Source organism: Amycolatopsis palatopharyngis (assembly GCF_003385185.1).
Taxonomy (GTDB): Bacteria; Actinomycetota; Actinomycetes; order Mycobacteriales; family Pseudonocardiaceae; genus Amycolatopsis; species Amycolatopsis palatopharyngis.
In genome coordinates, this window is the sequence record NZ_PQHZ01000023.1 from 1 (window position 1) to 12,547 (window position 12,547).

The 12,547-nt window shown below is 66.7% G+C and carries 8 protein-coding genes and 1 pseudogene; 5 read left to right on the plus strand and 4 right to left on the minus strand.

The window, feature by feature from the left end; genetic code table 11:
• Positions 1–318 precede the first annotated feature (318 nt).
• From D0C15_RS18405 to D0C15_RS18420, 4 genes and pseudogenes are all read right to left on the minus strand, one after another.
• On the minus strand, positions 319–765 hold the full coding sequence (locus D0C15_RS18405) for a hypothetical protein (protein ID WP_116047009.1): 447 nt from the start codon (positions 763–765) through the stop codon (positions 319–321).
• Between the two features lie 280 nt (positions 766–1,045).
• Positions 1,046–1,759, minus strand: a pseudogene (locus D0C15_RS18410) (hypothetical protein); the annotation flags it as partial.
• 14 nt (positions 1,760–1,773) lie between these two features.
• Positions 1,774–2,079: a hypothetical protein gene (locus tag D0C15_RS18415; protein WP_162473052.1), complete on the minus strand. Its 306-nt coding sequence runs from the start codon at positions 2,077–2,079 to the stop codon at positions 1,774–1,776.
• Between the two features lie 142 nt (positions 2,080–2,221).
• Complete coding sequence (locus D0C15_RS18420; RefSeq protein WP_162830128.1) at positions 2,222–3,961, minus strand: tyrosine-type recombinase/integrase; 1,740 nt, start codon at positions 3,959–3,961, stop codon at positions 2,222–2,224.
• Between the two features lie 337 nt (positions 3,962–4,298).
• Between D0C15_RS18420 and D0C15_RS18430 the strand changes: the two genes are divergently transcribed.
• From D0C15_RS18430 to D0C15_RS18450, 5 genes are all read left to right on the plus strand, one after another.
• Entirely contained in the window at positions 4,299–4,607 is a 309-nt protein-coding gene (locus D0C15_RS18430) for a hypothetical protein (protein WP_116047016.1), read from the plus strand.
• Between the two features lie 107 nt (positions 4,608–4,714).
• A complete protein-coding gene (locus D0C15_RS18435; RefSeq protein ID WP_116047179.1) occupies positions 4,715–6,172 on the plus strand; it encodes a hypothetical protein in 1,458 nt (485 codons plus the stop codon).
• Positions 6,172–6,963 (plus strand): hypothetical protein, encoded by a 792-nt coding sequence (locus D0C15_RS18440; RefSeq protein WP_116047018.1) that lies wholly within the window; start codon positions 6,172–6,174, stop codon positions 6,961–6,963. The genes D0C15_RS18435 and D0C15_RS18440 overlap by 1 nt, the downstream gene beginning before the upstream one ends.
• A gap of 15 nt (positions 6,964–6,978) precedes the next feature.
• Positions 6,979–11,436, plus strand: coding sequence for a coiled-coil domain-containing protein (locus D0C15_RS18445; protein WP_116047021.1), 4,458 nt, complete (start codon positions 6,979–6,981; stop codon positions 11,434–11,436).
• Positions 11,420–12,544, plus strand: coding sequence for a Wadjet anti-phage system protein JetD domain-containing protein (locus D0C15_RS18450; protein ID WP_116047023.1), 1,125 nt, complete (start codon positions 11,420–11,422; stop codon positions 12,542–12,544). Before D0C15_RS18445 ends, D0C15_RS18450 begins: the two co-directional genes overlap by 17 nt.
• Positions 12,545–12,547 lie beyond the last annotated feature (3 nt).

Genomic DNA, 12,547 nt, shown 5'->3' on the forward strand with positions numbered 1-12,547 from the left:
CACCGGCACTGTCCACCCAGGACCCTCAACTCGACCCGCCGACTCGCACACCACGAGCAGGAATTCGCCCGATCGGTGGGGCCCGATAGCGGTGCCGAACCGGGGCCAAATCACGATGCCACGGCCAGTGCGGTCCATCGACCTCGATCACTACAGCGCGGCCGTTGCCTAGAACGATGAAGTCCGGGGTGCGTACGCCGCCGTCGCGCAGCTTGGCCGCTGGCAGCGGCATCATGGCGATGGCTCGGTGCCGGGAGCACGCCCGTTGAAGTTCGACGAGCAACTCATAGACCACGATCTCGGCTCGACTACCGAACGTTAACCCGTCAGACACCGGGTAGCCGCCATTCGCTCGCTCCCGCCGGGCCTGGTTGCCTGGCAGAGCAACCGGTGGCTGCTCGGCTTGTGCCCGCCAATCAGCGGCCACCTCCGGCAGCGGCGGTACCGTCGGTTCAACGACGACTCCGAACACATCCTGTCGGCCGTGTTGTCGCAGCACTGGCTCCAGTTGCTCCAGATGCGGTCGACAATCTCGCTGGCGAACTCCGGAACCAACGACGGTGCCACTTCGAACACGGCCTCGTAGGTATCCGACCGCCAGTTGTCGCCGGGCGTCGGGTGGAAGTACCCGCCGTCACGACGCAGAGTCAGCTTGGTCCCCTGCACGAGGCGCTGTGCCAACTCGTCACCAGCCTCACCAAGTAGGTGATGCGTCTGCCCGAGCACCAGGTCGAGTTCCTCAACCGCGTCGTCATCAAGACTCACGCTCTTCAGCCTTTCACTCAGGCACGTCGACCGGAGACAGCAGGTCAGGATTGGCAGCCGCACCCTCAGCGCCGCAGCAGGCGTTGACGCCGCAGCGCACACGTCGGCCGCGTCGCTGTCCGCGGCAGCCGCGAGCCATTTCGGCACCGCCCTGACCTCGTTCAACGCCGCGACCGCTCACGATGTCGTAAACGTGTACGTCAGGCGGCAACAGGCTCCCCCGCTCTGCGTCTTGCGGAACGCTGCTCAGGCGCTGATCGCCCTCGATCCGCGCCTGAAACTCGGAACGCACGGCCTTGACCAGCCGCCGCGCCTGAGTCGCACCTATGCCCAACTGAACACGAAGCGTGTCCGCCGAAATTGGCTTCTGGTGCGCGGCACGATGCGCAGCGTCTGCTTCCCGAGCCAACGACAAGAGCTTCTCCGGCGAACGCTTCTGCCGCGTCAGGCCGGGCCCATCCCGGTCAGCTACCTCGTCCTCGTTGCTATCGCTGCCAGCCGGGCTGGCTCCAGGTTTCTCCCGCACGAGTACCTCCGGCTGCTCTTCAGCAACCGCACCGCGTGTGGCCGTCGAAGCACTGCATTCACCGATTGCCTGTAGGAAGCTCGGGCCTACTTCAGCCCAGCCGATCAAGAGGAGCGGCCCGACGGCGTCGAAGGCTGCTTTTCCGTACTCACCTGCCACTACTGGGTCGGCCACGTTCAACGCCAACGTGACCACGCTCGCGAAGATCAGGAGTCGACGAGCCGGCCGCAGTACCTCCGCCGACGCGCCAGCGAGTGCCAGATGCCGGGTACCCAGCAGCAGACCAAGGATCGACAGATCGACCGCGGGTGCGACGAGCGGCGCGACCCAGACTGGGACTCCGAGCCGGAGGGCGAGGTTGAGGACGTTGCCGAAGCCGAAGAGGAAGGTGAGACCGACGACGACGCCCATGATCACGGTGACGGCCTTCACGACGGTGGCCGCGTCCGAACCTGATCGAACTGACATAGCTGCGGGCCGGGTCATCGAAGATCACCTGCTTCGACGCGCGGACGTCCATGGCTGTCTCTCGTGGGGATGCCGCGTTCACGCAGCTTGTTCAGCACGGTGGTGTGGTTGACGCCCAGGTGTTCGCCGACTCGTGCCAGGGACCAGCCGAGGTTGTAGAGGTGGATGGCGTGGTCGACCTGGTCGGGGGAGAGGCCGCGGCGGCGCATGGGCACGCCGTGCCGGTGGAGGATGTTGCTGACCGTTCGCCGTTCGATGCCGAACCGGTCACCGAGTTCGTACACTGTCGCGCCGGACTGATAGCCCGCGATCAACTCCACGACTTGATCGGCACCGAGTTGTCGGGCACGCCGGGGCCGATCGCGCTCGATCGACGGCGGCTCGGGCGTATCGAGGCTGGGAAGCTTCTCACGGAGCTCTTCCAGGGCTCTGACCTGGTCTTTTATGTTCGAGTAAGGTCCCCTAACCTCCACTTCGTAATGAACCCCTTCGACCGAGCCGTTTCGGCTGGTCGGAGGGGTTTGCTTGTGCCCTGGGGTGATCTTCGGTGATCCGGGGGAGTGTCGTGTGCGTGCCCCACGTGGGGCGTTTGTGGGGCAGCAGCCGGTGACATGTGGACTGTGCACGCTGATGCTTTCGCTGCTGACGTTGAAAATTGCGGTGTTGGTCGGTGGTGTCCCGCGTACCGGCGAAGAGGGGGACAACCGGGGCGAGTGGTCGGTTGTCGGGCGTGGTGGGTTCCGGTGGTGGGTCGTGGTGGGTGGCGGTGTGCCAGCGGTCTTCGAGTGCGGTGAGGAGTCGGTGTTCGACTTCGGGGGCGACGTGGCTGTAGGTCTCGACGATGCGGTTGTCGAGGCGGTGGCCGAGTCGGCGGGCTTGGGCGATTTCGGGGACGTTGTCGGCGATGAGCCAGGTTTTGTGGCTGTGGCGCAGCCCGTGGAAGGTCAGGCCGCGGCGGATGGGCTGCAGTCCAGGGTGGGTGCCGTCAACGGCAGGTCGGAAGACGCGTCGGATGAAGGTGGAGCGCCATAGCCAGGTGCCTGACGGGGTGGTGAACACGAACTGGAATGGGTGCTGGTTGAGGTGTTCGCGTAGCAGGTGGGTCAGGAACGGTGGCAGGGTGATGTGGCGGGCGGCGGAGGGTGTTTTGGGTGGGCCGAGCCAGCGGTGGTGTGCGGACTCGTGCAGCGCTCCGAGGAACGGGTCGATGGTGAGGATGCCGTGGTCGAGGTCGAGTTGGCTGCGGTGCAGGCCGGTGAGTTCGCCCCAGCGGCAGCCGGTCCAGGCGGCGGTGATGATGAGCAGGTAGGCCACGGGGCCGCCGATCATGGCGGCTTGCTCAGCGATGTGAACGACCTGTTGCGGTGTGGCCCAGGTGCGTTCGGGTCGGGTGTGGCGGGAGCGTCGTCCGCGGCGGCGGTGTTTGTGGATGGGATTGGCGGGGATGAGTCGTTGGTCGGCGGCGTCGGTGAGGATCATCGACAGCAGGTTGAGCAGGCCTGCGATGGTGGTGGGGGCGTAGCGCTGGGTGAGGGATTTGGTCCAGAGGGTGACATCGAGGGTGCTGATGGCGCCGAGCGGTGTTGTGCCGAAGTGGGGCAGGATGTGGCAGCGTAGTTTGCTGCGGTAGCTCTCGATCGTGCGTTCGTCCAGGTCGAGGGCGGGCAGCCAGCGCTGGACCCAGTCGGCGAGGGTCGTCCGGGCGGCGGCGGGGTCGATCCAGGCACCACGCCGTCGATCGGTGGCCATGTCGGAGAGGTAGGCGTGGGCGTCCTCGGCGCTGCGGAATCCGCCCACTGAACTCGTGCCGCCCGCAGCCTGCCGGTAGCGAACCCGCCACGAATGTTGTCCTGATCGCTCGACCCACGCCATGACGACCTCCAAACCACGCGGATGCTGACTGAGTCCGTGATGCGCCTTGGCTCGGTCGATGTCAACTCCCAAGAGGGCGGTACGGGGCAAGCGCGAACTGCCGTTCATTTGAAACGAGGTCGGGCCGATGACTGTGTGCATTCGTGTGTCGAATTCACGTTCGTTGTCGGGAACTCTGCTCCAGTGCGGTGAAATCACCCGTGCCGGGGTCACCATGAGCTGCAAATTGTTGAGACAGCGTTCGGCTGTTGCGGTGATTCTTTCTGCAACTGCCGTAAATTGGCCGACATCATGGGGAGAGTATGATTGCCTCGTCGGGTGGAGTGCCACTTAACTGGGGAGCGAAGTTGTGGATCTGCGAGTGAATCTGGACCGGACTACCCGGCGCATGTTCCCGACTTGTGCTCCGACGACGGTCTGATCGGTCCTTCCGGGTGTGCCGCAGGCCGTCGCGGACTGCCGCGCGGCTATCTCCGTCGACTCCACGCTCTGGGAGGCGGTTGGTCGGCTGTCCACGCGCGGCGTCGTCTGCGTCCGGCATGTATTCGATCTGGAGGTGCGTGAGATCGCCCGCTTGTTGGATCACGAGGAAAGTACCCTGCGTAGGTGCCTCGGGTGGGCCCACACCCAGCTGCACTGGCCGGTCCGCGGACGCGGGTGAACCGCGATGAACATTCACGAGCTGTTCCTCGGCGCACGTGAGCCCGATCCCTATTTGTCGGGTGGTGACATCGTTGCCCGCCGCTGGATGAACTTGGTGTCGGCCGAAGGTCGGCGGCATACCGCCAACGCCAGTGCACCCGAAGCCGCGGCCAACTTAGCAGTCGCGGTGGAGGAAGGAATGGACGATGCCGTCATTCGCCTGTCCGGTACGTCTACCTGGTTGAAGCGCTACGCCGAAGCGCTGAAGTGGTGCCAGCTCGCGGAAGCGGAGGGCCTCGCTGAGGCCTTCGACCCGGCGGTGCGGTGCTGTTGAATCGCCCCACTCCTACCCGAGCGGGCAGCCGCCCGGTGGCACGACCGCAATCTGCCGAGCCTGCGCAGGCCACTGAACGTGGCCTTAGTTCCGGGGTCAGCGCGGATCTGGGGCTGACTCGCCGGCTCAAGGCGCTCGCCTGCACAGCTCCGCTACACGAGCTGGACTATCACAAGGCCAAGCTCGACTGGGTCGACGCCACCAAGTACCACATGGCCGAGATCGCGATGCACACCATCGACCAGGTCACGATCGCGATGGACTTCGACACCGGCGCGGCGCACGAAGCCGTTCAAGAACGGGTCATGCCGTTCGTAGCCGCTCAGTCACCAGATCGCACTCCCGATGAGCACCGGCGAGTGGCCCGGTGGGTGCTGGAAAAGCTGATTAACGTCGGCACCGTCGACCGGGTGTTCCGGCACGACTACGGGGAAATTGACGTTGACGGCCGCTACCAGCGGCGCGTATTCGACTTCAAACTGATACGCGAGGTGCCGGGCGCGGCGGGCGAGATCTACTTACGGGCCACTGACGAGGCGATCAACGTGCTGGTCGGGGCGCTCGACACCGACGTCAGGTCGGCCCAGGTGGCCGCCGAGGTGAAGCTCGAGAGTCTGATCAACCGTGGGCAGCTCGCCGACGCGCGAGTGGCCGCCGAGCAGGCGCAGTACCGCACTGTTCAGTACGGCGAGTTGCTGCGGCAAAAGCTCGAAGCCACTCGGCGCGACGTGCGCGTGGTGGACTGGGAAACCGAGCTTCCGGAGATGCTCGACGAGGCGCTTGAGCACATCGAGCAGCGGTTCAAGGTCGAGCACGCGATCCTGCGCAACATCACCAGCGCGCGCGACGAGTCCGACGATCCTGGTCACAAGCGCCGGGCCGCCGAGCTGGTGGAGATCGTCGCGGACTGCATCCGCAGGCACACCCAGCTTCAGAGCCGGCTCCAGACCGCCCGGACGATGTTTCGCGCGGAGCAGGACCGTCAGCAGTTCTCCGGACCGCCCCAGCGAGCGGCACTGGATTTGCACGAACAGCTGCTCGAGCCTGTCTTGGGTATGTCCATAGCCGAAGCCGTCAATCCGCTGGAACAGTTCTTCAGCGCTGCTTCGGGCGTGGACAGCCCAGACGCGCTCTCCCTACCTTCTCTTGTGTCCATACTGCTGCGGCCGGTCGCCGATCGCGACCGCACGGCCGGGCCGGTGGTCGAACCCGTGCTTGACGAAGCTCCGGACGACATGAGGTTCACCGACGAGCACCGGGAGCTGACTGACGCACTGCTCGACTTGCCCGGGCAGGTCCGCACACTCAGCTCTGTCCTGCGCGAAGTTGCGGAATTCGACGACGATCTCCCGGTACTCGTGGCCCTGCGCGCTGTCCATGGTTACAGCCCGGCACTCGGTGCCGTGGTCCGACACAGACGGGACAGAGTGCTGATCGCGGTGCCCACGGACCAGCCGATCGAGCCGTCAGGCGCCGACGTCACCGGCGACGACCTGCTGCTCACCACCGCCGACGTCGCCGTGCCCGACGACGTCCCCGACCGCGACGACGTGGAGGCCTCGTGATGCTTCCCAGACCGATAGACCAAGAGCAGCCAGCCCGGCTGATTGCACTGGGCCTGCGCCGCAAGCACGTGCCCGCCCGGGACGTGGCGTACCGCGAACTCGTCCGCCGCTACTGTCAGGACGACGTGTTCGCCGCAGCCGTTGACTCCACCGCGGCGGGGCTGGGCCTGGTCGTGCTCGACGTGACGGAGGTCAGCGGCATCGTGCTCGCGGCCCAGCCTGGCTCGGCCTTCGAAATGAAGATGGACGACTACGCCCGGCAAGCGAAACTGCGGGACCGACGGGACACTGAGAAGATCCTGCACGGGATCGCCCACCTCGCCGTCGCAGCGCTGTGCTTCCCCCGGGCGGACGACCTGGCCAACAACCAGTACGTCGGCCGCGTCAAGGTCGAGGACGTCGACCTGGTCGTGCGGGAGACTTGCCGGGTGCTGGACGACCGGGCGAGCCGGGACGCCGCCAACAACGATCCATTCTCTAACGAGCCCGAGCTGGAACGCGCCTGGCGCGCCTACTTGCGACGTCCGGAGGTGGCGGCCACGAAGGACAGCAGGCTCAACAGCGACACAACACGCGGCATGGTCAGCCGGGCCCTCAGATGGCTCGCCGACCGCGGGCTCCTGCAAGCGGTTGGCGAAGAGGCCGACGAGGTCTTCCGGACCACCAACCGCTACCAGATCCACGTCCGTGAGCTCGCGTCACAGGCCGCGTTCAACGAGTTGCTCGCCTTCGGGGTCGTCCCGCCGCTGGCGGCAGGCGGGGGCGCCCTGCCGAACTCCGAGACGAACTGAACCGGGGAACGTCCTATGTATGAGTTGTCTAAGGTCAGGCTGTATTCCGTCGGCCCCGCTGGCGCCCGGTACGAGAACGTGCTTCTTGACCTGTCCGGTGTCGGAGCGGCGGTCCGCGACCAGCAGTTGGTGCTCGGGGACCAGGAGATCCGGCGCCCGTCTCCGGCCTCGATCCTCTTCCTGGAGAACGGCGGCGGGAAGTCGGTGCTGATGAAGCTGATCTTCTCGGTGGTGCTCCCGGGCCGCCGTGAAGTGGTTGGCACTTCCAACACAAAGGTGCTGGAGAAGTTCGTCGGCCGGGTCGACGTCGCCCACGTCGTTCTAGAGTGGACGCACACTCGGACAGGCCGTCTGCTGATCACCGGCAAGGTGTCGCAGTGGCGCGACCGCAGTCCCCAGCAGGGCGAGGAGAAGCTCGTCGATCTTTGGTACAGCCTGCGCCCGGGGACCGCCGTCGACGTGGCTTCGCTGCCTTTCGCCGAGGACGGCCAAAACCTCACGGCCGCCGACTTCCGCGCCCGGCTGGACGACCTCTACCGCACGGACCCTGCCCTCGAGCTGCAGTGGGCCGGCAAGCATCGCGACTGGTCCGCCCAGCTGGACGAGCTGGGCCTGGACCCCGAGCTGTTCCGCTACCAGCGGGTCATGAACACGGGCGAAGGCGAAGCGGCCGACGCCTTCACGTTCACCACTGACGAGAACTTCGTCGACTTCCTCCTCAAGGCGGTCCTCCCGGCCGGTGATTCGGAGGATCTCGCCGACTCCATCGCCGGACACGCCGAAAAACTCGCAACCCGCCAGGACCTCGAACTGGAGCACAGGTTCGTCGAAGAACTACTCGAGCTGCTCGGTCCGCTGGCCGAACAACGGACCGCCGCCGAAGAAGCCCGCAACGCGGCCGATACGGCCGCGGGTGACCTTCATGGCTTTGTCTCCCGGCTTGGCGCGCGAGTCGCCCACGAAAACGCCTTGCTCGAAACACGCGTTCAGCACATCGGCGAGCTGAACGGCGTGGTTTCGCAGACTTCGGCTTACCTTGACCAAGTGCGCAAGATCGGTGCCGCCCTTGCTCATCGCACCGCGGACCTGCGGCTCGCCGCAGCTCTTTCAACCGAAGAAGCCGCCAAGGACGCCGAAGACGAAGCGCAGCGGGTCCTGCAAGGCTGGGACGCGACGCGCAAGCTGCAGAAGCACGAGGCGGCCGCTGAATCGGCGGCCGCCTTGCGAAGACTCGTGAGTGTGCGACAAGACGCCGCTCGTGTTGCCCTTGAGACGCGAGACGCGAAGTCCCGCGATTTGGCCCGTTCTCTCTTGTCTACTGTGGACGAGGCGACGGCAGAGGCCGGGGAACTGGATACCGCCGTCGGGAAACTGAAGAACTCGGTCGAGGCTACGACCCCCGAATGGAGGTCGGCCGTGGACAGTGCCGCCCAGGCCACGGCGCGCGCGGCCCAGCTCGACGAACGTGCCGCTGTCGTCGACGCCGAAATCGACACTGCCGTGCGAGGCGGTCTGACCTCTTCGGCAGCCGCGCTAGCCGACGACGCCCAGACGCTGACCGGCCGAGCCCGGTCCGACGCGAGTGCCATCGAGGAGAGCGAGGAGAAGCTGGCCGAGCTCGACGCGCAAGTCGAGGAGGCCCGGGACGATCTTCTGAGATCCCAGAAGGATCTCATCGCGGCGAAGGGAAAGGTGGAGGAAGCGCGGACCGCGGTACGGCGGGCCGACGCCGCCGCGACGGCGCTCAGCCGGGAACCGCGGCTGGGCGAGCTCCTCGACACCGGCGACGTGATGCTGGAATACGACGCCGAGACACTCCTCGACCAGCTGGCGAAGGCCCAGGCCGACGTCGACCGCCGACGGATCGGGCTGAAGGTCGCCGACGCCGCCGACGAACCCGCGCGTGTCGTCTGGGACGACGACCCTGAAGCCCTGCTACCGCCCCATCACGAAGTCGACCGGGCCCGGCAGCTGCTGGAGGAGGCTGGCATCACCAGTGTGGCTGGCTGGACCTACCTGGCTGAGCGCTCCGACGAGTCGAGCCGCGCCGAATTGGTGCGCCGCCTGCCTCACCTGGCGGGCGGTGTCCTGATCAACAAACCTGACCTGCTGGAGCGCGCCAGGGAGGTCCTCGCGGAGAACGGCTACCACCCGACCGGCACTGTGGTCGTCGCTACCACCCAGTCATTCGATGTGGTGGTCGAGACGAAGTTCGATCTCTCGTTCCGCTCGGACACCGGTTTCGTCGCAGCACCCAACCCGGCGCTGTTCGACCACGAAGCGGCCGACGCGGAGCGGGTGCGGATCGCTGGAGAACACGCCGAACGGAAGAGCCGGCTGGCCGAGCTGGACGCGGTATACGCCGCCGACCGGGCCCTCTCGGCGAGGCTGACCGCTTGGCGTGTCGAGTACCCGCCCGGTGCCCTGGGCGAGCTCGCCGATGTGGTCGCGTCGGCCGAAGTCTTGGTCGAACAGGCCCGCCAGACTGTTGCGCGCCACGAGGAGGCGCTCAAGCTCGCCATCAAGACCCGCGATGAGCTGAAAGAACAGCTCGGCGGCATGCGCCGGGCACTCGAGAAGCTCATCGAGCGGTCCCGCAAGCTCACCGAGCTACTCGGCCGGAGTCGTGAGGCGGAAGGCTGGCGACTGGATGCCGGACGCGCTCGCGATGCCGCCGAAACCCAAGACACAAGGGCGGCAACGCTTTACGGGATCCTCGACAAGCTGCGCGAAGACATCCAAGCGAACCGCCTTCTGGCCGCAGACCGGCGTGCCGTCGCGGTCCGGGCGCAGGACGAGATCGACGAGCTGCCCGGCGGCAGCACCGCCGACCGCGCCGACCCGGTTCCCGAGCACCCCGTCGCCGTGCTGCGCGCGTTCCTCGCCGACGCTCAGCGCGTCTACGACAAGGCTCAGGTCGGAGACGACCAGCTCAAGGAGTTGCAGCACGCGGAGGCCAAGGCGGACGAGGTGCGCCGCGCGTGGGAGAACGAGCCTGCGAGCATCCGCGAGATCGCTCGGCAGCTGCTCTCGTCCACCGACGGGGCCGACGCCGCCTCCCGCGCCGCCGCGATCACGGCGGCCGGCACCAGGTTAGAGACCGCGAAGAAAACCCACCAGGACGCGATGACCGCGACCGCGAACTGCCGCGCACGCCTGGAGCAGCTCCCGAAACCGACGGCCACCCTGGATGAGTCACGGCAGCCGCGCGACGCGCAGCACGGCGACCAGCTGGTGGCCGAAGCCCGCCGCGAGGCGAGCGACGTCGAAGAAGCCTATCGGCGGCGTACCACCGACCTGGAAGCGGCTGAGGGCGAATTGACCAAGGCGAAGGCGACCGCCGAGTCGTTCAGGACGATCATTGAGACGCACCGCGCGGCCTCGGACGACGAACCCGGCGTCGACACCACGGATGTCGAGCCGTTCACCGGTGACAAGGAAGCCGCGCAAAACCGGTACAGCGAGCTTCGCCGCGCTGCTACGCAAGCGCTGAAGGACTCGCAGGCCGCGCAGCGGGAGCTGCTCAGCCGGGCCGAACGCGTTACCGGGTGTGCCGTGGACAGCCGGTTTGAGTCCCTCGCGATTCCGGCCCGGACGCAGATCCAAGGGGTCGCGGTCTCCGCATTGGCCGAACACGCGGCCGACTGGGCTCGGCAGCTGCGGCCGCGGCTGCGGTCGCTGGCTGACGACCTGGCCCAGATCGGCCGGCACCGGGCCGCCATCCTCGAGCGGCTGAGCGCGATCGTGGACGGCGCGCTCCGCAGGCTGCGAACGGCGCAGCGGCTGTCAAAACTCCCGGATGGCCTCGGCGACTGGACCGGTTCGGAGTTCTTGCGCATCGGCTGTTCACCCGTCGAGGGAGATCTGCTCGCGTATCAGCTGGGCCTGGTCCTCGACGAAGTGGTGGAGCACCACGCGAAGACCAAGAAGTGCGACGGTCTCGCGGTGGTGTTGCGCGCGGTCCGGGCCGCGGTGCCCAAGGGGTTCACGGTGACGATGCTCAAACCGGACGCCGTGCTGCGCACCGAACGCGTCCGGATCTCCGAGGTGCGTGACGTGTTCTCCGGCGGGCAGCATCTCACCGCGGCGATCATCCTCTACTGCACCCTGGCCGCGCTGCGCGCCAACGACCAGGGGAAGGTCCGTCGTCACCACTCGGGGGTCCTCTTCCTGGACAACCCCATCGGCCGCGCTTCGGCCGGTTACCTGCTGGACCTCCAGCGAGGCGTGGCCGCCGCGCTCGGTGTCCAGCTCGTTTACACCACTGGCCTTTTCGAAGAGGAAGCGCTGGCCGGCTTCCCACTGATCATCCGGCTGCGCAACGACGCGGACCTCCGGGCAGGACGCAAGTACCTGTCGGTGCACGAGCGCATCGTCCCGTACCTAGACTCGCTCCTGCAGCCGACCGACACCGGAGTGCTCACCGCGACCAGGATCACCCTGCCGAAACGGCGCCATGACGAAGCGAACTGAACGCCTTGCCGACGCCCTTTATCAGGAGCTGCTCGGCTGGGCCGGGACCTGGCGCGGCACCACGCACAAGGTAGTGCCGATCGACGAGGTACGCCGGTGCTTCGGCGCTATCTTCGATCATCGCGAGGGTGACGGCGGGATCGCGGCCACGCTGCAGACCACGTTGTCGATCCTGTCCGACCTCGGGCAGATCGTGATGGGGAAGGCAACCGACTTCGAAAGGGTGGAACTGCCACAGAAGATCAAGCTCGTCCCGACGGCAGCGAAGGCCTCAAAGGTCATACCCCCGATGCCTCGGTGGCACAGATCGCTGTACGACCTGGAGGACGCCTGGCCCGCGGCTACGGCCCACCAGCGAGTCCGGTACATGGCGATCAACCGTTGGCTGATGGGTAACCCGGACACTGCTGAGGTCCCGCTGCGGGAACGCTCGCTGGAGATCTTCGGGAGGTACGGCAGCGAGCAGGACTACGACTCACCCGAGAAGGTTCTTGACGAAATTCGCAGCGGGCCGTTGTTCCGTGATCGAGAACGTCTCCTACGTCTGCTGTGCGCCGTGGCGACTCCGCCACCACTGCTGAGCAAACAGCCGCTCGAAGAAGCGGTACCCAACCAGCTCACCCGAGTCGGCGACGGCGACCTGCTGCTCGTCGTCGAGAACAGCGCCACCTGGTGGTCGATCGTGAAGGCCCTGCCCGCGCGGCACAACCTCGGGCACATCGCCTGGGGTCTGGGTGCGAGCTTCATGTCGTCGATCCTGTCGATCACCGACAACCACGAGATCCGGCGGATCCGTTACTTCGGGGACGTCGACCTGTCCGGCCTGCGTATTCCGGATTCCGCCCGGCGCACCGCACGCGTGGGCGGCTTGCCGCCGGTCGACCCCGCGGTGAATCTCTACGCGGAGTTGTTCGCGATCGGCCGGAGCTGGCGAGCCGCCGACAGGACTGTGGACGAGGACCGTGCACGCCAGCTGGCCGCCTGGCTTCCCGTCGAACATCATGATGCCATCGTCCGGCTGCTCACGGGACGACGCCGCGTCGCCCAGGAGTGGGTTGGCTACCGGCACCTCGCCCGCACCACGAACTGGCACGCCGACCTGATCTGATCC

Bases quoted from the DNA above. Each gene is read 5' to 3' on its own strand.
- D0C15_RS18430 (WP_116047016.1), top strand. From the start codon at position 4,299: ATGAACATTCACGAGCTGTTCCTCGGCGCACGTGAGCCCGATCCCTAT.
- D0C15_RS18440 (WP_116047018.1), top strand. From the start codon at position 6,172: ATGCTTCCCAGACCGATAGACCAAGAGCAGCCAGCCCGGCTGATTGCA.
- D0C15_RS18445 (WP_116047021.1), top strand. From the start codon at position 6,979: ATGTATGAGTTGTCTAAGGTCAGGCTGTATTCCGTCGGCCCCGCTGGC.
- D0C15_RS18450 (WP_116047023.1), top strand. From the start codon at position 11,420: ATGACGAAGCGAACTGAACGCCTTGCCGACGCCCTTTATCAGGAGCTG.